A 19,133-nucleotide genomic window follows, 5' to 3' on the forward strand; every position below is an offset into this window, starting at 1 on the left:
ATCCCATTACTAATAAAATTTCTTTTATAGCAAAAACAGGAACGATTGTTGCCCTGCTCTGTTTGAAGAAAGAAAATTTACGAAATGAAAAGAATTACCTTAGCCATATTTTTTACATTTGCCACTTGTGCTGCCTTCGCACAAGGCACCGCTACTCAAAAAGCTCCTGTTAACCAGGCCTCAGGCGAAAAAACAATTGAAGAACGTGCCAGTGAGATCACCGCAAGTATGGCAAGCCATTTGCGACTAAGCCCAGATCAAACTAAAAAGCTAATGGCACTTAACCTGCGTTGTATGATCAGTGCCGAAGAAGCAAAGGATAAGTATAAAGCCGAGCCTCGCGAAATGGTAAGGCAAATGGATATTATCAATCAGACAAGGTTATCACAGATCAAAGATATTCTTACTCCGTACCAGTTTCAGCAATACCAGCAGCGCCGTGAGGAGAAAATGGGTGTTCCTAAAGAAGCCCAGAGCAACCCTGCCTCCAGGCAACAGGGCTCACGCTACCAACAGGAACAGAGTTACTAAAAGCTACATAAACTTATGTAGCTTCTAAAATATTTGAAGGCTGTTTCAGTAAACGTTCGGGCTTCTCCTCTTCTCTTGTTTCCAAAGCTAAAGCCTGTTCCTGATTCCGGCGCTGGTAGTCCGTCACTATTGCTCCGGGTGGTTTAAAAAGTATCTGAAACATCTCTTTCCCGGACCTGGCATGTTTCAGATCCCTCCAGATATCTACCCACTCATGAAATACTAAGTATAAAGGGTTGAAGGAAGTCAATGGCTTGGTAAGCCCATATACCGGTCGTTCTTCTTCCGGCTGAAATGTACCGAACAGCCTGTCCCAGACAATAAAGGTTGACCCGTAATTCTTATCAATATATTTAGGGTTTGAGCCATGGTGCACCCTGTGGTGAGAAGGTGTAACCATGATATACTCAATTGGGGCTGGCAGTTTTTTTACAAGCTCTGTGTGCACAAAAAACTGGTACAGCACCGCCAGTTGGTGGCAAATGAAAAAGGTAAATGGATCCAGACCTATAAATGGTACCGGCAGGAAAAAGACAAACTTGATGTGCTGCGTCCAACCCGTTCTGAAGGAAACAGAGAAATTCATCTTCTGAGAAGAATGGTGCGTAACATGCGTCGCCCACCAAAACCGCTGTTCATGGGATATTCTATGTGCCCAGTAGCGGCAAAAATCAACAGCAATAAAACAAAGTATAAATCCCCACCACACCCGCGGTACAGACCACGGCACCAGATTATAAACGACCATAGCTACAGCAAACAGCCATACCTTTATGGCGCCACTTAACAGGGTGTTAACCCCACCTATGGTAAGCGCAGCCATAAAGTCTTTTTTATGGTAATAGTCGCGTTTTTTGTAAATACCTACCCCCCACTCTATCAATACAGAAACAATTATGATGGGTATGGCATAATGCATGATCGTCAGGTCATCGATCCCTCTCAGTTCTTCTAATGTGATCTGCTCCTTGGTCATAAATTTCAATAGCCTTTCAGTATAGCCATTTCAACGGGCATCCCTTTAAAGAGTTAGCTCCATGGCGTAATACAAGGTCAAATGCTTAAGCAACAATGGGGAAAAAGCTTATCCGAAAGCGTGTAGACCTACTCTGGAACAGAAATTAGTATTTGCCAAAAGTAAGAGTTTTATACCTTTGTATAAAAACTACTGAAAATGCGCATCAGGAAAACAATTAAATTGACATTACCATCCAAAGGTTCCAGGTTTACAGCTTTAAACCAGTTTGTGAAAGCAGCTGAGCAAGAGGGTTGGACAGAACAGGAAATTCAATATGTGATAGACGAAGTGGTTGAAGCCAAAGACGACAAAGAGGGACTGGAGATTCTGAAAGACTATAGTATGTGATCAGCAGGAGCCTGTACCTGGAGTTACTCCTGCTACACATCAGGCATTTACTTGCGGCTGCAGGTTAAGTTCATCCTGGTGCTGTTGAAGCACTTCTATAATAAAAGCAATATGCTCTTTTAGATCAACTTCAAACAATTCAGCCCCTTTCCGCACCTCTTCCCTATCAACTGACGCAGCAAAGCTTTTCTGGCCTAGCTTCTTGATAACAGATTTTAACTCTAAACCCTCTAACCGCTGTGGCCTCACCTGTGCACAGGCTACAATAAAACCTGTAATCTCATCACAGGCGATCAGGGCTTTATCCAGCAGGGTATCATAACTAACACCCCATTTTGTATAATGAGCAGAGATGGCATGCGCTATTTCCGTTTCTCCGCGTTCTAGGAGCAGCTTTACAATTACGTTCGGGTGTTGTTCCGGGTATGCCTGGTAATCGGCATCGTGCAGTAAACCTGCAATGCTCCATTTTAATGTGTCTTCCTGTAACTTGCTAGCATATGCCTCCATTACCAGTTGCACTGTGCGTGCATGGCGCAAAAGGCTTTCGCTCGTGGTCATGCTTGTTAATATGTCCTGTGCTTCCTGGCGCGTCATTGTTATGGGATGTTTGTACCCTCTAAACTATCGATTTTACTAGTTTTATCAAATAGTGCTGTTGCTATCAATAGGCGTATCGGATGGCTTTTCGGGAGGTTCGCTTTGCTTTAGCAATGTCTGAAGCTCGTGCCGCAGACTTTTAATTTCAAGGTGCAGGGCTTTTACCTGTTTAACTCCTACCACTTCAGCATCTTCCGATCCGGCGTCTCTATCGATAAAGAAAGTGGCCAGTGAAGCTGTAAAGTACCCAAACACTGCAAAGCCGTAAAGTGCCAGCAGTAAACACAGTACCCTGCCTTCGGGTGTAACCGGAAAATAATCACTGCCAATGGAAATGAGAAGCATCAGTGTCCACCAGAGTGCATCCCCATAAGTTTTTATGCCATACTGCCCCTCAAAAGCATACATTCCTGCCGCCCCTGCTATCGAAACAACCAGGGTAAGCGCCAGCACATATCCAAAGGCCCGGCGCTGCATTGCCTTGCCAAGGCTGCGCATACCCCGGTTAATGGAGCCTACAACTTTCAAGAGCCTGAGTCCACGTGCAGCCCTGACAGTTCCTATTACCCGGAAGACCCGTGAAATGCGCAGAAGTCGTAAAGCTGGGACAAACAGGGAAATACTGGTAAGCACATTATTTCGCAAAAACAGTAACTTGTGTGGCGCCAGTACGAACCTAAGTATAAAATCTAAAATAAAGATTACCCAGATAACCGTACTGAACAATTGCAGGACATCCCCAAGCCCCCAAATAAGCTCCACCACCAGCAACACCAACCAGATAAAGCCCAGTATGATAAGAGGAGTCTCCAGCGCGTTCTGCACCCTGTCCAACAACTCATACCGTACTCTGACCAGTTGTCTCTTCTCTGCTTTCTTTCGTAAATTTTTATCACCCATAGGCGCTATACAAATTCGTTGGGTTAAACAATGGTATGTCTTTACCCATTATCTGCATAGGTTACGGTAGCAGTTGTAGTTCGTTTAACAGGGAGAACTGAAGCTAGTCCAGTTTGGCTATCTGAACATTTTTCCAATAACCCATTATGTGATCTTTTTTACCAACCAACAGATCTATCTGCTTGTGGATGCGCCGGTTCATAAGATCCCGCACAATGTACAATCCGTCCAGTTCATCGGAAATGCCAGTTACCCAGAGAGAATCTCCGAAACTGATGTCTCCGCCCCACTTGGTGTGCAGATCACGCGAAACAGCGATCCAACGGTGTTTTTTAGGGTCTCTTTTGTTTATATGGGAGCCGTCTGCCGTGATATAAGGTGTGGAATCGGTTTGATTTGGCTCTGGGTGGTAAATAGAGGCTGATACGGTCAGCGTTCTGGTTGAGGCAGGTAACTCTAAGGTTGTGGAGGTCTCCTCTGTTGGAGGCCAATCGAGAACTTTTTCTTCGATTTTCGGTGCGGGGGATTCAGCCTTCAAGAAGGAAAACTCCTCTACCATCGCTGCAATTATAGTGAGCATGGCAACTAGTAATTTTATCCTTAACATAAGCGGTCCATTTCGTGAAACATCGATTTTGTAACAATAACACGCTTAAACGACGGTTCTCTATAATGGTTTTACTATGTTGAAAGAAATATATAAAATCGCGTTATTTAATTAATTTTATATACATTATTATTTTATCAATATTGAAGTATAAGTATGATAAGCGTTTGCTACAGAAGAAATCACAAAAAAAGTTTACCTTTTGATTTTTCTAAATTCCAGTGCTATTTCTATCAAGCTCTTACATAGATCAGTACAGGGAACTGGCACCGTTCATCGAAGCCTATAGCACTATTAATTCTAATCTAGCAGTTGGTGAAAACCAAATCCTAAGATCAATCAAAACATGGTGGTGGTTTATAGCGGAAAGTGACGCGTCTGTATTGAAATAACCGGGTATTCCATTGGTGGAGAGCCCGGTTGAGAAGTTAAAAGTCGTATTTTTAGCTGCTTTAGCTATACGTGGTAGTCTACCCTGCCTTTAATAGATCAGAGCTGAACGCAATTTTGGGCTAGTAGGATATTATTAGAGAAGAAATGCTGTGTTTTCAGCTTTTTGCTTTTATAAATTTTTCGTAGATAATGTACCCTATAAAAGCTGCCAAACTCACCGCCGATACCCATATAAGACCGGTTTTCAAGCGATCGTTGTCTTCACCGAGCCAAGCCAATAAGATAGTGAGGGGAACAATACCTGCCAACGTAGCACCTAAAAATTTTAAGTAATTCATTTTGGCCAGGCCCGCAACAAAGCTTATCGCATCGTTTGACAGAAAGGGGGAAACACGGGCTATCACAACTGCCCACAAGCCATACTTATCAACAAATTTATTTATTTTTTCCTGCGATGATCTGCCAATCAGCTTTGTAACGCCTGCCTCACCTAATCCCCTGCCAAGAAAATAACCTACTGTAGAGGCAACAACCACAGCACCTATGGCAATCAAGGAACCCCAGAAATAACCGTACGCAATTATTGCTACCAGCATCAGGGCCACTACGTTCACTACCAAAAGGAACATTTGTGCTATCATTGCCAAGACAATGAAAAATGGTCCCCAGAAGCCAAACTGGCTTACCCAGACAGAGATCCGTTGTTTGTCGCCACTGGTCAGAACATCCCACCCTTTGTTTAACTCTTCCTGAAAGCCTGGAAAAATAAAATATGAAGCGACCAGCCCCCCAATTAAGATGCCGGTGATGATAAGAGGCCATTTACTTTGTTTTATTTCAGATTCCTCCTGCAGTGTTTCATCGTAACTATGTACTCTTTCGTGTTCTTCTTTATGCGCATTTTTATTCTTCAAAGTCATATTTGTCATTTCTCGTCCATCTATTAGACGAAACAGGCGCCTTCTTGGTTAAGGCAGCGGCCTGGCCTGTGACTGTATTGAAGGTATACTGATAACTCTTTTTATCGCGCACCTGGTGCACCTGATAGCTGACATGAAAATGATTGTAAAGTGAACCCATGGTATTGCTCACATGCAACTGCACCACACCAGGAGGCACATATTCAGCTCTCCTTTTGCGTATCAGGCTTTCCCCGTAAACAAGGGCCGCAACTAATCCGGCTGCGAAACCAGCTATGTGCCCTTCCCATGATACCTTCTCCTCTGTTGGCAATAAACCATAAAATAAACCGCTATAAAGAAACAGTATTGCCAGCGATACGGCCATAGCCCCCCGGTTCTGGTTCAGGAAGCCATTAAAAAGCAAAAAACCTGCTAACCCATACACAACTCCACTGGCTCCTATATGAAATGCCGGACGGCCAATAAACCAGGTGAGCAGGCCACTCAGCACATACACCAACAGCATGACCCGAACTGCCACTTTGCTATGCAGAAAAAATATAAACCCGGAGAGTAAAACAAGTGGGAAAGAATTGGAAAGCAAGTGAAGCAGGTCGCCATGGATCAGGGGACTGGTTATAACCCCTATCAACCCGAAGAAATGGCGGGGCTGAATACCAAGCCATACGAGATCGGCCCCGGTCACGTAACTTAAAAGGAAGATCAGCCATAACAAAGCGACAAATAGCGTACCTGGCAAAAAACTGTAAGCAAACAGGTTATTCTCTTCCTGCAATGTATGGTTAGTGAATTTTGAAAGCTGCTCAGGCATAGGTTTTAATGCTACCTTAAGGGTGTGTGTTTACTTAAATATATGGAAAACGGACAAAAGCAGCCAGAAAAACTTCACCACTGCCCACACATTTAACGTACTCACTATGCAGCAGTAGGTACTAGCTTTATAAGATTGATCCACCAGCAGCATTGAGTAGAAAGGATTAACAGCTGGATTAACTGCTGACGATACATAAATACCATGTTTTTCACTACAATTTACCCTTTGCAATTCTGTATCAGAAAGCTGAAGTTTTTCTTCCTTCCCCTGGTTCTGGTGCTGCTCTCTTCCTGTGAAGGTTCTGTATCGCAGCGGCAGGCTCGTGCCGGAAACAAAGCAGAGTTTTTCCCTATAGAACGAACCCCTTATATAAGACCTGCATCTCCTATCACTGCCCTGGAAGAAAGACCCAGCTTTTGGGTTGACTCCGTATTTAATACACTTAGTCCTGAGGAGCGCATTGCTCAACTGATCGTAATAGAAGCTTTTTCGAACAGAGGTCCTGCTTACGAGGCAGATGTAATGCGGCTGATCAAAAAGTATAAGGTGGGAGGAATCATCTTTTTTCAGGGCGGCCCTGTGAGGCAGGCAAAACTAACCAATCGGTACCAGGCCGCCTCCAAGGTACCGCTCCTCATTGCCATGGATGCCGAAACAGGTGTGGGCATGCGTCTTGACAGCACAGTGCAATACCCTTTTCAGCAGATGCTAGGTGCCATTGCCGATAATGGTATGATTTATAGTATGGGCGCTCAGGTAGCCGCTGAGTTCAGGCGCCTCGGAATGCATGTAAACTTTGCACCGGTAGCAGATATTAACAACAACCCACATAACCCGATCATCAGTTACCGTTCGTTTGGTGAGAACCGCCTGGATGTAACCGGCAAAAGTCTGGCCTATATGCGGGGTATGCAGGAAAACGGGATCCTGGCTGTTGCAAAACATTTTCCGGGCCACGGCGACACCAATGTCGACTCGCATTACGATCTGCCAGTAATCCCTTTTAACCGTACCCGCCTAGACTCACTGGAGCTTTACCCGTTTCAGGAGCTGATAAGGCATGGTGTTGGTGGTGTGATGGTGGCACATATACATATACCCACGTTAGATTCTACTAAAAACGTACCAGCCACCCTTTCAGAACCCATTGTTACAGACCTGCTCAAAAATGAGCTGGAATTTAACGGATTAGTTTTTACTGATGCGATGGTAATGAAGGGAGTTACCAAATATTTTAAACCTGGAGAAGCCGAAGTAAAAGCTCTGATTGCCGGGAATGATGTTCTGGAAAGGCTTAAAAATGTGCCCAAAGCAATCAGTTCTATTAAACAAGCCATTGCCAGGGGCGAGCTCTCACAGCAGGAAATTGACAGAAGGTGTAAACGTGTGCTGACCATTAAACAGTGGTTGGGACTAAACAAGTACAAGGCCATCAAACTTGATCATTTGTATGAGGACCTTAACACATCCTTAGCAGATAGCACCAACCGTGCGCTCGCTGAAGCAGCCTTAACGCTACTGGTAAACCGGAAGAGGATGATCCCTGTAAGGCAAGGGCGTCATGTTACTGTTGCTACAGTTTCTATTGGTGCAAAAAAACCAACCACCTTTCAAAAACTAGTGAACAAGCAGGTTACAGCCACTAACTATGTTATCTCGCGGAAAGCTGGCAAAAAGGAGACCAAGGCACTCTGGAAGAAATTAAAAAAGTATGATATAATCGTGGTGGCGCTCTATGGTCCGAGCATCAGGCCTAGTAATAACCTGGGGTATAGCAAGGAAACAAAAGAGTTGGTAAAAAAGCTGGCCAATTCTAAAAAAGCAGCTGTTACCCTATTCGACAACGCTTATACAATTAACCAGTTCCCGGATATTGAAAACAGCAGGGCATTGCTACTTGCGTATCAGCCGCATTATCATGCACAGGAAGCCGCTGTAAAATTGCTCTTTGGGCAGTTGCCCTCACGCGGCATGTTGCCTGTAACCGTAAACAAGCATTTTAAGTATGGTGATGGCATAAATAAGGACAAATCATTTATTACAGGACCTAAAAGCATCCTGTAACAATTGATTCCGTAAGAAGAGCATGAAAAACAATCTTGCTAAGCAAGTATCATAACAATGAAGATTTTAACTAAGGTTACACAATGTGCCTCCGTGCTTTGCATTTGCTACCTGCTAAGTAGCTGCGAAGGCCGACGGGAGGTAGAGAACACCGAAGAAGTTACGGTTGTGACTAAAGATGAGCCCGATACGGCCCGGCTTGTACGATCTGGTAAAACAGCAGAAGAGCAGCTCGAGGAATTTAGAGCATGGCTGAATGAACAAACAGAAAAAGGAGACACTGCCATAAAAAAAGAATGGCCCAAAGTGCAGGACGAGCTTAGGCGCCGCAATGCCCAACTGGAACAGAATTTTGATAGTCTCTCTGATAAGTCGCAGGAGGAATACCGCCGCCTGCAAGCGCGTTATGAACGTTGGGAAAACCAACAGGAAAGACGGCAGCAACAGCCACTTGATCCTAAAAAGCTAAGCGAGTGGCAGTCTCTGCTGCTACGTGAATACAGTAATATCAATAAGATTGAAGCCAATAACATACGGGAGGCTTATCTTACATTTATGGGAGTGGTACGCACCAAACGTCGCAACTGGACACAAGACGATTGGGACTATGTTGATCATATTTACAGCCAGTTAAACCAACGTCGTCGCCAGATCGAGAATCAGATAACTACAGGCGATAATTTAAAGATACGCTCATTGCAGGCTGAATACCTTGCGCTGGAAGGAAGTGCTGATACCCAAAGCTTGTTGCGCAGCACTGACAAAGACAGATAAGCGTCAATTATCCAAACTGAGCTTGCCGCTTAAAGGCAAATGTTTAAACCCACGCCACCCTCTTTATGTTGAGGGTAGCGTGGGTTTAGCTTTACATAGGTATTAAACCTGTTTCAACGCTGAGTAACTCACTGCTGTTTTTTTAGCCTCACCCATTGTTGTGCAATAATTGTTTTAGCATCAGGCGTTTGCAACTGTCCCAGTTCCTGGGCAGACAACCGAATGATCTCTATGTGCTCGTGCTCATGGTCATTTCCTCCTCCATCGGACTGCTGATCTGATACTTCGGCATAATATAGCATAACACGTTCTGTTGTGCCACCCGGTGAGGAGTAGAAGGTGTAGACATGCTCCAGGTTATCTACCCGGTATCCGGTCTCCTCTTCAATCTCACGCTTAATACTTTGTTCCGGCTGCTCGCCTTTATCCACCATACCGGCAACCACCTCGATCAACTCCGATTCAGAGCCGACCCTGAACTGCTTTGCCAGGATATACTCCTCTTGCTTTGTGTCGTACACCAGGGCGGCTACGGCATCTCCACGGTCAAACTGCTCACGGGTAAATGTCTTCCCCTCCTGCTCAACGGTTAATTTATAGATCTTAAAATAGCCATCATAGGCTGTTTCTCTGTTTTTGATTTTCATAAAATTGTCATCTGCCTTAGCTACTTATTGCAAGCAAATATAAAAGTATAATTTTCTAGAACTCATTATTCCTGTAGGCAGCTTTATCTGTCCTGTCTGTCAGGGCAGATTCTGAAAGTATAGATTTACTTTCGTACCCTTTTGCCCTATTTTCACCAATTCCTCCTTCGCCTGGTAAGCCTCTGTTTATCAGACCAAATAAATTGGTCATAAACCCAGGGGAAATCCCATGCAGTAAGGATCCGAACTTTGCAGGCAAGGTAGTAGTAACTTCCGCATCACCATACCGCAAAGCATCTAATATATCCTTGGCTGTAGCCTCTGCACTCATTGATGTAAGCAGGCTGGAGTCTAAGAGCTTAAAAAGGGCATATTCTTTTTTGTTTTGGCCTTTCATGATGGCATGCCGCGGGCTACCTGTCCTGATAAGCCCTGGGGTTGCCGTTGTGATCGTGATATTATATTTTTTGAGTTCAGCCCGCAGCCCTTCAGATAAACCCACTAACGCAAACTTACTGGCACTGTAAGGCACCAGGTGCGGCACGCTTATCTTACCCCCTATAGAGGCAATGTTTAGGATGCGGCCCTCTCGTCGTGCTTTCATGGCTGGCAAAACGGCCAGGGTAGTATAAAGCGGGCCCCAGAAATGGGTACTCATAGCTTCTTCAAACTCCCGGATATTCATTTCTGTAACAGGGCCTGCATGGATCACCCCTGCATTGTTGATCAATACATCAATAGGCCCGTACTCGTTCTGCACGTTGGTGATCATATCGTTCACCTCCTGCTCAATAGTTACGTCGCATTTCTGCACCAACACGCTGGCCCCCTTACCGGCCAGTTCCATGCGGGCATCTTCCAGTTCTATCTCATCACGTGAGCAAAGAACCAGCTGTGCTCCTTCCTCTGCTAATTGCCGTGCCATCACCAGGCCAAGGCCTCGTGAACCACCGGTAATTAAAACAATTTTACCAAGAAAATCATAAGAAGATAATTTCCGCGTAACTGCTCTGGCAGTCAGCAAGGCACCGGCACCTGCGGCCAACCACCAAAGCTTTGTTTTATCGTTTGCTTTCATAACAGCGAGTATAAACTATTCGCTTTTCCTCTACGGCGGCAAACAAGTGTGGTTAATTAAAACAAGGTCTGTGCTTCTGCCTAATACTTTTTGGAGAAAATCTTGTTCTTGATGATTGGGGTATAAATGACCTTTAACGATGCAACAGCATAATGATCTGTACCGCTGGTTTCTGTTGCGATATTATCCAGGTAATTCGTTAGAGTGACCTGATACATCATTTCCGGGGCAATACTGAACTCATCAGAAAACCGGAAGCGGAGGCCACCCCCAAATGGTATCACAGCCGAAATAGCAGGGTATTTGCGGGCAGGGTCATAGGTAACCTGCGAATCGTTCAGATCGCCTTCTCCCGGAAATGAAGTTGGTGTATAGTACACAAAACCAGCCCCACCTCTAACATAAGGCACCACAAAACGCTTGCGAGACGACCTGTAGTTGCCGGACCCGGCGTAGCTATCGAGTAGGTTTAGCACTACTGTACCGGTCACTTCTACCACCTCAGACTGAAAAGTAACATTTAATGGACGATTAGGGTCTTTCTCTGTCGCGCCAAGCCTTACATAGCCTAAGTTAGCTCCAAAAGCAAAGTATGGAGACAGCTTGTACAATGCTCCTACGCTAACAGCAGGTCCAAAATTATTACATTCCGGTAAACCGCAGATACTACTTTTAACAGCTGCCATACCAACACCTCCAACTATTACAATACCCTTTTCTGCCGTGTTGCTACGCCCTACCCTCTCCAAAAAAGAAGATTGAGCACTAACAGCAGTTGGTAGTGTAAAAATCAGAAAAAAAAGAATGATGAAACAGTATCGAAACCTGTTCATGCAGAAAGATTATTTTACGATTAAACAAGCAAGACGAGCAATCCAACACCTCCTCCTTATCTTAACTCTGAATAGTATGATTTATTGGAAGACGAGCAAAAGATATTGTCCTGAAATTGCACCAAAGCAAATTAATCGTATTTACGGCTGGAAGTATAAAAGGATGGAGTAAAGACTATATTTAAGATAATATATTTTATGAAATTACGCTACAGAAGCCCTAAACCATACTTAAACCAAAAAATCCCTGCAGCAAACCAGCTGCAGGGATTTTTCTTTTACCACTACCAGAATAGTAATGTATTGTGGGTGTTCTGTCTTGTGATCTTACTTCACCGGGGATATACTTTCTAAGTTAGTGTCAGCTATTTTTACAAAATCCAACACCAGTGCGGCTGCATCCGGATAGAATGCCTGGTTAATATTTTCGAAGTCATCAGATGGTTTGTGGTAATGGGGATGATCTTCCACACCAAAATACACAAATGGAATTTTACGTTTATGGAACTGGTAATGGTCTGACTGGTTTGTCCAGTCATCATGGCCTTGTTCCGGCTTATCGTGGCCTAAAATTAACCTTGCATTAGGTCTTGCCTTTACAGTTAATAAATATGCTTTTAACTGTGGGTAATGATAGGTGCCACTGGCAAATAATTCTCCTTTATCATTGATGCTCAGCATATCCATGTTCACATTCAGGGCTATCTGCTCAAGCGGAACAGGAGGTTGTTTCAGAAATGCATCAGCACCCTGCAAACCAAGTTCTTCCCCATCCAGAGCAACAAAGATCAACGTATGCACAGGAGGGTTCTCTTTGAAGTAGGAAGCGGCAGCCAGCAAAGCTCCTACTCCGGAAGCGTTATCGTCGGCACCGTTATATATCTCACCATTACGCCGGCCCACATGGTCGTAGTGGGCGGTTATTACAATGGCTTTACCTGATTTGCCAGGAATATAACCTATCAAATTTGTAGCCTGCTCTACTACTACCCCTTTGTTCTGTAAGCGGAAATGCTGCTTATAGTTAGCATTATAAGGCTGCAACCCGATCGTCTTAAATCGTTGAATAATATACTCTTGTGCCATCTCATTCCCTTTAGTTCCACTAAGCCTGCCTTCCAGCGAGTCGGCAGATAACACTTTGATATCTGTAAGCAACTGCGCGTTACCAACAGATTGCCCTTGTGCGGCACCCAGGAAAGGAAGTACTAGTAAACCGGCAACAACAAGAATATTTTTCATAAGATAATTTAAGTACGAAGGTAGTATAAGCAACTAAGTGATGCTACCTTTTAGGCCATGGGACCCAGCTTTTCTGGCGGTTTTGCTCTTTTTTTCGTTGTGAACTTTTCACGGGGTGTCTTTCCATCTCCTGCGCAAAATTATCTTTATATTCGATCACATCCCCTTTAGGAATCCAGCCACTACGCATATAGGTTTTTACAGCACTAGCTAAGACGTCTAACTCTGTACTGCATATCATGTCGTATTCCATGTTCTTAGTCATTGTTATAGTATTAAATAGTTAAAATCAACTGCCTAAACTATTACAAGGAGCGTGCCACTACGACAGCGATAGTCAAAAGTTACAATGTTATGCAAAATAAAACTAAATAAATAAAGCCAGGTAAGTTACCTGGCTTTATTTATTTCTTAATGCTGATAAAAGCGGGAAGTTCAAAAGGACCTACAGACGTTTGAATAGTAGGTTTTATTTGCAGCGTTACATGAGGTTTATCACCCTCCTTGTTTAAAACTGTTGCTAGTTTTAATAGCTTTTTTAAGCTAGCGCCGCCATTTTCTTCTGAAAAAGCCAATGGAGAGCTTAATGTAAGTAGGTTTAGCCCCTGCTTTAGTTCCACAGGTTCATTCACAATGCCACTTAATGCTTTTTCTTCATCAAGCAGTAATTGCCATTTCATCTGCGTTACAGTCATGGTTCTATCTTCATTGCCTTCACCTAACTCTACATTTAAACCCAGTGTGGATGTTGCATTCAGTTTATTCTCCGAAAAAGCGGAGAAAAGCACTGCTGCATCGCTGAATGAAAAGTCTTCCGCTCTTTTTTTATTCAACAAGTCTATGCCATTAACTTTAATCTGGTCTATTTGCTTCAGGCTGTATTCCGCTTCTTTAAAGGCTTCCAGGTCATCTTTTGTTTTGCATGCAAAGCCTGTCATCAATAGCAACAGCAGGAGAAAATAGTTACTTGATTTTCTGATCATATTATTCTTTTATCAATTTACCAGATCCTGAAACACTAACATCTGTCTCTGGGTTTCCTTTATAGAAAACACGGCCGCTCCCGCTTATATTAACGGTTAACTCGTCAGAGGCTCTGACTTGGGCGCGACCGGATCCGGAAACTGCTACTTTAGTTGTATTTGTTTTAAAATCAAATGCATGATGATTACCGGAACCTGAAATATCAATGGTTTGCTCTTCGGCATTTCCGGAAAGTTCAATTGTACCGGAGCCGCTGATGCGAGACTCCAGTTTGTCTGCCTCAATTTTACCTTTGATATCTCCTGAACCGGAAACTCCTACAGTAAAATCTCTTGCCCGGAATTTATCCTCCAGCGAAATATAACCTGATCCGTTTACCTCAGCAGATGTTAACTGAGGTACTGTAATGTATACTTCTACAGTCTCATGATTACGCAAACAACGATCAAACCCTATCTCCCAAACCCCACCAGACACATTCGTCTCGAGTTCATTTAAAATATTTGCCTGCCCTTTAACCTCGATGTGCTGCTTTGGTCCTCGCTCAATATATACATGGGTGTCCCCTTTTACCTTCACGCCTTCAAATTCGGGCACACGCAATGTCCGTGATTCGACATCACCTTCTCCTTTTAAGCAAATTCCTGAATCATCGCAGGCACCTAAGATACTTGTCAGAAGTAACAACAGGGGGAGCTTTAGAACTTTCATAGTTTACTTTAATTGCTTAGAATATTTATCCTAAGCAATATATAAAATGTAACAGACAAGCCCTAAAACAAAATTAAACCAGGTATCCTATGCGCTGTCCTCGCTTATTAACAAGTTCACCTCGTTCCGAAACAAACACAGGCTGCAGATAATCGCTCTCAAAATAATAAGGGAAATCGGGGTCGTTGGTTTTAACAAGTTTTCCGATCACTTTAACCGTACCGTCAACTACATGAACCAAATGCAGTTTGTTAGTCAGGTAAAACTCATCGTTCGGGGCATTAGAAAAAAACACCCGCGTAAGTATAAAGCGACTATCAGCGTTATTGGCAGTAGCTTGCTGAACTGGCCGCTGCCTTGTTTGTGCCTGCCGCTGTTGTGTCGGCTGGGTTCTGGCAATTGCATTCTGGTTTGGCTGCGGAGCCCTTGCACTGGCCAGCAGCTGTTCGTTAGCACTTCGCCATCCTTTACTAACAGCTTCTAAGCGGTAGTTCCGCCCGGGATGTGTGGAAGAGGTTCGCTCCTCCGACAGCAAATTTATGGCTGCCTGGGCATCTGCCATGCTTGCGCCCATTTTACGCAAAACAAAACCAGAGAATTCATCAGCTTCCAGTTCATCGTAAGGATTACTGCCCCTTCCAGAAAGCGTATGTCCATTGAGGTGGTGCCCTATTTCGTGGGCAATAATACTAACCCCCGCCCAGTCGGTATGCACGGCATTATTTATCTCAGCCAGGAACTGCTCGTTGTAAAGTATATAGCGTTTGCCATTATAAACAACAGCCGCAGCATTATCTATATTGGCTGCCCTTAGCTCAAAGCGCGGCTTCAACCCTATTACGTTAATGATCTCCTGCACAATATCGCGTGTACCTGTAGTAGTGGCAGCCCTTGTTGAGGCAGAAGAAACAGGTGCAGCACTGGCTGTCGCTCCAAGCAACAATACCAGCATAAGACTTAAAGTGGCAGTAATATTCTTAAAATATAGCATAACAGGAAAGTAAAGGTTAAAGAGCCTATCCTAAAAACGAAAAAGCTACAGCACATCGTATTAATAGCAAGTTCTTTGCCAGAAATAACATTACTTCCTATATATTAATATGTAAAGTATAAAAGAGTTTTAACCGGACTTCTCTTCATACTAAAGGATACTAAAGGGCCAGTTGTTTGAAGATATAATTATTATGCCTATATTAAGTCAAACACCAACACTATTGCTATGCCTTTCAAAGGAACGAAGCAAATCATCTACTTCAACACCCCTGAACTCTGTATATTCGAAGTTCCTTCGTTGTACCTTATTGTCATTCAGGCTAACGGCGAAGTACCAACCCATATTTATAGGGAAGGCTTAAGCATGGCTGCAGAAGTTACTATCGAAAAGTGCCTGCATTTCTGGCTGATAAATAACAAAGTACAAGGCATCATTTCACCTGCTGATCAAATCTGGACAAATGAAGTAATTGCCCCACAACTTGCTCATCATTCCTGTATTAAAAAAATGGCCTTCATCAGGCCTATGGATATGCTCTCATTGATCATTTTAGAAAATATCATGGACCAGGCAAGGGATATTGTACCCTTCGAAATGCAATTTTTTGACCATATCAGCAATGTGATCAATTGGTTTCAGGACACCTCTGCTACCCACTTACAATAAGCAATTTCCTGCCAATGTGATTTAAATGCAAAAGCGGCAAACTGCTTCCCTAGCAGTTGCCGCTTCACATTAATAAACTAAACTAAACTTTAAAATACCAAATTCTTCTACATCACATCCGGAAGCACGTTTCTGCGCTTGAAATGTGTTTTGCTGGTACTTATCGACTTTTTATCAAGCCTTAGTTTCTTCTCCAACAAAGGAGCCTCTTCACTTCGGGTTAAGGGAGTGAAGGCCAAGCCAACAGCAACTAAAATCAGGATAATCAAACGAAATTTCATAGCTCATTTTTTACATAGCAAATATACTATATTTTTTATAACCCAAGCATATTAAACATCATTTTTTAACAGAATAATCAATATTTATACTCATAATATACTTCAATGCCTTACCTACCACAATTCTTTCATAACACGCCGCAATAAAAACGATACCCAGCTCAACAAAACAAAAAGTGCCCTGACTCTTTAGAATCAGGGCACTTTTAAAGTATTAGGCAGCTGTAGAGCTTATTTAAACATACCTTTTAATTTGGCCAGCTTCGCCTGGAAATCATCCATTGGCTCTTCTTCTTTCTTGCTGTTGCCGCCTTTGTTGCTACGATTACCACTTCCTGCTGGTTTGGCAGCATTGGGGTCACCTTTCATACTTAATGAGATACGCTTGCGGCTCTCATCTACTTCCATAACCGTTACCTCTACCTTTTGTCCAACCTTAACCACGTCATGTGGGTTGCTAATAAAGCGGTCAGATAAGTGGCTTACGTGTACCAGTCCATCCTGATGAACACCAACATCCACAAAAGCACCGAAGGCTGTGATGTTAGTAACAATACCCGGAAGTTTCATACCGGCACGCAGGTCTCTGATCTCATTTACCCCTTCTGTAAAGCTAAATGCTTCAAATGTCTGACGCGGGTCGCGGCCTGGCTTGGCAAGCTCACTAACAATATCCTGAAGCGTAGGCAATCCAACGGTATCGGTTACGTAATTTTTCAGGTTGATCTGCTTGCGCAGCTCCTCCTTCTGCATCAGGTCCTGCACGGTTACCCCCAGATCTTTGGCCATCTGCTCTACGATCTGGTAACTTTCCGGGTGCACAGCTGATGCATCTAATGGGTTTTTCGCATCGCGAATGCGAAGAAAACCTGCTGCCTGCTCAAATGCTTTGTCCCCTAAACGTGCTACCTTCTTTAGTTCTGTCCTGGTTTTAAAAGGTCCGTTCTGGTTTCTGTACTCTACAATATTCTGAGCCAGGGCTGGTCCTAAACCTGAAACATAAGTCAGCAACTGCTTGCTGGCCGTGTTTACTTCCACACCCACTGCATTCACGCAGCTCATCACCACATCATCCAAAGAGTGCTTCAGAGCAGACTGATCCACATCGTGCTGGTACTGGCCTACACCGATACTTTTAGGGTCTATCTTCACAAGTTCGGCCAGCGGGTCCATCAGGCGGCGGCCAATTGACACGGCACCACGAACTGTTACATCCTGATCAGGAAATTCTTCACGGGCAACATCAGACGCAGAGTATATGGAAGCACCACTCTCATTTACCATCACCACCATTACAGAAGCCGGCAGTTTCAGGCTTTTAACAAAAGACTCTGTTTCACGGCTGGCTGTACCGTTACCAATAGCAATTGCCTCTACTTCGAAGCGGGTTACCATATAGCGTACTGCCTGCGCTGCCTCCTGCTCTTTGTGCTGCCCCGTATGCGGATAAATTGTCTCGTTGTGCAGCAACTTACCTTGCTTATCCAACACTACAGACTTTACACCTGTTCTGAATCCTGGGTCCAGTGCCAGCACTGTTTTCTGGCCAAGTGGCGAAGAAAGTAACAGCTGGCGCAGGTTATCGGCGAATACACGAATCGCTTCTTCATCAGCACGTTTTTTAGAGCTCAGACGCACTTCCGTTTCCATGCTCAATTTCAGCATACGCTTGTAACAATCTTTGGCAGCCAACTTCACCTGCTCCGAAGCAGCGTTGTTGCCTTGCACAAACATCTGCTCCAATTTTGCCAGGGCCAGCTCCTCATCAGGCTGTGCTGTCAGCATCAATACCATCTCTGTTTCGCCGCGGCGCATAGCCAGAATACGGTGTGATGGCGCTTTCTCAATCGGTTCTTCCCACTCAAAGTAATCTTTGAATTTCTGTCCTTCTTCTTCCTTGCCCATCATCACACGGCTCTTGAACACACCCTGTTTCTCAAAGATCTGGCGCATGGTGGCACGGGCCTCCGCATTCTCGTTCATCCACTCCGCCATAATATCGCGGGCACCGGCGAGTGCTTCAGCCGTATCTTTTACTTCTTTCTCTTCAGATATGAAATTAGCAGCTTCTGCTTCTACATCGAAACTATTCTGCGCAAAGATCTTTTCTGCCAGGGGCTCCAGGCCTTTCTCACGGGCAATAGTAGCCTTCGTGCGGCGCTTGGGCTTGTACGGCAGGTAAATATCCTCCAGAGCAGCCATTGTTTCGGCACCCATTATCTGCTCCTCCAGCTCCGGGGTCAGCTTTTCCTGATCACGAATTGACTTCAGGATACTTTCCCGGCGCTTATCCAGTTCACGTAACTGCTCTACTCTGTCGCGGATAGCAGCGATCTGCACTTCGTCCAGCGAGCCGGTAACTTCTTTCCGGTAACGGGAAATAAAAGGTACTGTCGCCCCCTCGTCCAACAGCTTAGCCGTAGCCTCAACTTGCTTGATAGTGATAGACAGCTCGGAGGCAATCTTTAAAAGATGTTCTAAATTAGGTTCCATATATTGATGTAAGACAATAATCAGATTTGTGAAGTTACAGGCTCTTACTTAGCAGTCGCCGGTGTTTTGCTTCATTGCCCCGCGGGTACCTGCGCCTCTGATCTTTATTTATATAAGTTCGTTTCTGGTTTTAAGGAACGTCAAATTTAAGGGATATTGCCTTAACCTGAAACAAGTTTTAAAGCTAAATCCGCTGCTAGTAAGCCAGCCAATAAACCCTTTTCGGGCTATC

Annotated in this window: 21 protein-coding genes; 5 read left to right on the forward strand and 16 right to left on the reverse strand. The window is 44.1% G+C overall.

Annotated elements, in window-relative coordinates; genetic code table 11:
• Positions 1–84 precede the first annotated feature (84 nt).
• A complete protein-coding gene (locus tag ACSX1A_RS09440; RefSeq protein ID WP_439883383.1) occupies positions 85–531 on the forward strand; it encodes a hypothetical protein in 447 nt (148 codons plus the stop codon).
• 13 nt (positions 532–544) lie between these two features.
• On the opposite strand, the gene ACSX1A_RS09445 is transcribed toward ACSX1A_RS09440, so the two are convergent.
• Positions 545–1,507 carry a sterol desaturase family protein gene (locus ACSX1A_RS09445; RefSeq protein WP_439883384.1) on the reverse strand — a complete coding sequence of 321 codons (963 nt, stop codon included), beginning with the start codon at positions 1,505–1,507 and terminating at the stop codon, positions 545–547.
• 198 nt (positions 1,508–1,705) lie between these two features.
• Here ACSX1A_RS09445 and ACSX1A_RS09450 point away from each other — a divergent pair, with 198 nt between their 5' ends.
• Complete coding sequence (locus ACSX1A_RS09450) at positions 1,706–1,897, forward strand: hypothetical protein (protein WP_439883385.1); 192 nt, start codon at positions 1,706–1,708, stop codon at positions 1,895–1,897.
• 39 nt (positions 1,898–1,936) lie between these two features.
• On the opposite strand, the gene ACSX1A_RS09455 is transcribed toward ACSX1A_RS09450, so the two are convergent.
• From ACSX1A_RS09455 to ACSX1A_RS09475, 5 genes are all read right to left on the reverse strand, one after another.
• A complete protein-coding gene (locus tag ACSX1A_RS09455) occupies positions 1,937–2,494 on the reverse strand; it encodes an HD domain-containing protein (RefSeq protein WP_439883386.1) in 558 nt (185 codons plus the stop codon).
• A gap of 48 nt (positions 2,495–2,542) precedes the next feature.
• Positions 2,543–3,397: a potassium channel family protein gene (locus ACSX1A_RS09460; RefSeq protein WP_439883387.1), complete on the reverse strand. Its 855-nt coding sequence runs from the start codon at positions 3,395–3,397 to the stop codon at positions 2,543–2,545.
• 103 nt (positions 3,398–3,500) lie between these two features.
• Positions 3,501–3,977 (reverse strand): hypothetical protein, encoded by a 477-nt coding sequence (locus ACSX1A_RS09465; protein ID WP_439883388.1) that lies wholly within the window; start codon positions 3,975–3,977, stop codon positions 3,501–3,503.
• Positions 3,978–4,552: 575 nt separating this feature from the next.
• Entirely contained in the window at positions 4,553–5,311 is a 759-nt protein-coding gene (locus ACSX1A_RS09470) for a TVP38/TMEM64 family protein (RefSeq protein ID WP_439883389.1), read from the reverse strand.
• Positions 5,301–6,131: a rhomboid family intramembrane serine protease gene (locus tag ACSX1A_RS09475; RefSeq protein ID WP_439883390.1), complete on the reverse strand. Its 831-nt coding sequence runs from the start codon at positions 6,129–6,131 to the stop codon at positions 5,301–5,303. The genes ACSX1A_RS09470 and ACSX1A_RS09475 overlap by 11 nt, the downstream gene beginning before the upstream one ends.
• A 204-nt stretch (positions 6,132–6,335) precedes the next feature.
• Between ACSX1A_RS09475 and ACSX1A_RS09480 the strand changes: the two genes are divergently transcribed.
• Both ACSX1A_RS09480 and ACSX1A_RS09485 read left to right on the forward strand, forming a co-directional pair.
• Positions 6,336–8,198, forward strand: coding sequence for a glycoside hydrolase family 3 N-terminal domain-containing protein (locus ACSX1A_RS09480; protein ID WP_439883391.1), 1,863 nt, complete (start codon positions 6,336–6,338; stop codon positions 8,196–8,198).
• 57 nt (positions 8,199–8,255) lie between these two features.
• Entirely contained in the window at positions 8,256–8,972 is a 717-nt protein-coding gene (locus ACSX1A_RS09485) for a hypothetical protein (RefSeq protein ID WP_439883392.1), read from the forward strand.
• Between the two features lie 128 nt (positions 8,973–9,100).
• Here the strand turns inward: ACSX1A_RS09485 and ACSX1A_RS09490 are convergent, their stop codons facing one another.
• From ACSX1A_RS09490 to ACSX1A_RS09525, 8 genes are all read right to left on the reverse strand, one after another.
• A complete protein-coding gene (locus ACSX1A_RS09490) occupies positions 9,101–9,619 on the reverse strand; it encodes an NUDIX domain-containing protein (RefSeq protein ID WP_439883393.1) in 519 nt (172 codons plus the stop codon).
• A 55-nt stretch (positions 9,620–9,674) separates the two neighbouring features.
• Positions 9,675–10,697: an SDR family NAD(P)-dependent oxidoreductase gene (locus ACSX1A_RS09495; RefSeq protein WP_439883394.1), complete on the reverse strand. Its 1,023-nt coding sequence runs from the start codon at positions 10,695–10,697 to the stop codon at positions 9,675–9,677.
• Positions 10,698–10,777: 80 nt separating this feature from the next.
• Positions 10,778–11,530: an outer membrane beta-barrel protein gene (locus ACSX1A_RS09500; RefSeq protein WP_439883395.1), complete on the reverse strand. Its 753-nt coding sequence runs from the start codon at positions 11,528–11,530 to the stop codon at positions 10,778–10,780.
• Between the two features lie 327 nt (positions 11,531–11,857).
• Positions 11,858–12,772: a M28 family peptidase gene (locus ACSX1A_RS09505; protein WP_439883396.1), complete on the reverse strand. Its 915-nt coding sequence runs from the start codon at positions 12,770–12,772 to the stop codon at positions 11,858–11,860.
• Between the two features lie 43 nt (positions 12,773–12,815).
• Positions 12,816–13,037 (reverse strand): hypothetical protein, encoded by a 222-nt coding sequence (locus tag ACSX1A_RS09510; RefSeq protein ID WP_439883397.1) that lies wholly within the window; start codon positions 13,035–13,037, stop codon positions 12,816–12,818.
• Between the two features lie 139 nt (positions 13,038–13,176).
• Entirely contained in the window at positions 13,177–13,755 is a 579-nt protein-coding gene (locus ACSX1A_RS09515) for a hypothetical protein (RefSeq protein WP_439883398.1), read from the reverse strand.
• A gap of 1 nt (position 13,756) precedes the next feature.
• Entirely contained in the window at positions 13,757–14,467 is a 711-nt protein-coding gene (locus ACSX1A_RS09520) for a head GIN domain-containing protein (RefSeq protein ID WP_439883399.1), read from the reverse strand.
• 73 nt (positions 14,468–14,540) lie between these two features.
• Complete coding sequence (locus ACSX1A_RS09525) at positions 14,541–15,458, reverse strand: membrane-binding protein (RefSeq protein ID WP_439883400.1); 918 nt, start codon at positions 15,456–15,458, stop codon at positions 14,541–14,543.
• Between the two features lie 228 nt (positions 15,459–15,686).
• On the opposite strand from ACSX1A_RS09525, the gene ACSX1A_RS09530 reads away from it, so the two are divergent.
• Positions 15,687–16,127: a hypothetical protein gene (locus tag ACSX1A_RS09530; RefSeq protein WP_439883401.1), complete on the forward strand. Its 441-nt coding sequence runs from the start codon at positions 15,687–15,689 to the stop codon at positions 16,125–16,127.
• A 107-nt stretch (positions 16,128–16,234) separates the two neighbouring features.
• On the opposite strand, the gene ACSX1A_RS09535 is transcribed toward ACSX1A_RS09530, so the two are convergent.
• A complete protein-coding gene (locus ACSX1A_RS09535) occupies positions 16,235–16,408 on the reverse strand; it encodes a hypothetical protein (protein ID WP_439883402.1) in 174 nt (57 codons plus the stop codon).
• Between the two features lie 231 nt (positions 16,409–16,639).
• The gene (locus ACSX1A_RS09540) at positions 16,640–18,901 is read right to left on the reverse strand and encodes a Tex family protein (RefSeq protein ID WP_439883403.1); all 2,262 of its coding nucleotides are present in this window, start codon (positions 18,899–18,901) and stop codon (positions 16,640–16,642) included.
• Positions 18,902–19,133 lie beyond the last annotated feature (232 nt).

The organism is Pontibacter sp. MBLB2868, from assembly GCF_051904785.1.
In the GTDB taxonomy this organism is placed as follows: domain Bacteria; phylum Bacteroidota; class Bacteroidia; order Cytophagales; family Hymenobacteraceae; genus Pontibacter.